This window comes from Devosia psychrophila (assembly GCF_000971275.1).
Taxonomy (GTDB): Bacteria; Pseudomonadota; Alphaproteobacteria; order Rhizobiales; family Devosiaceae; genus Devosia; species Devosia psychrophila.
Genome location: NZ_LAPV01000237.1, coordinates 1 through 504 on the forward strand (window position 1 = coordinate 1; position 504 = coordinate 504).

Consider the following 504-nt stretch of genomic DNA (forward strand, 5'->3'; position numbering starts at 1 on the left):
CGCATGAAGGCGGGAGTAAGAAGTAGAGACGCGCAGCGCGACTGGAGCTGGGAGTTCATGGAGGGAGTGAGGAAGGAGATGGAGGAGAAGACGGGGATGGCAAACGGGTAAAGGAACGGCAGGAAGAGGCAGGAAGCAGAACGGTAGTGGGGTAGAAGCGAGAGGAAGATAGAGCCGAAGAGGAGGAGGTAAGAAACGGTGAGGAAGAAGACGGAGGGGAAGGAGAGGAAAAAGAAAAGGGGCAAAGAGAAAAGAGAGAAGGGAAGGGGGGAAAGGATGGGCATGGGAATGGAAAGAAGGAGAAAGGCTGGCATGCAACAAGAGAAAGAGGGAGAAGAGTAGGAGAGGGGAGTAGAGAGAAAAAAGAGGAAAGGAAAGAAAGGCAAGAAGAAGTAAGGAGAGGAGGGAAAGAGAAAAGGAAGTGAGAAGGAAGGGTAGGAAAGAAGAGAAGAAAAAGGAAAAAGAAAAGATAGAAGGGAAGAAATAGAAGACGGAGTAAAAGAG

The 504-nt window shown here is 49.6% G+C and carries 1 protein-coding gene; it reads left to right on the forward strand.

What is annotated here, in order from left to right; genetic code table 11:
- The first annotated feature begins 198 nt into the window (after nucleotides 1-198).
- On the forward strand, nucleotides 199-342 hold the full coding sequence (locus tag WH91_RS24825) for a hypothetical protein (RefSeq protein ID WP_158409621.1): 144 nt from the start codon (nucleotides 199-201) through the stop codon (nucleotides 340-342).
- Nucleotides 343-504 lie beyond the last annotated feature (162 nt).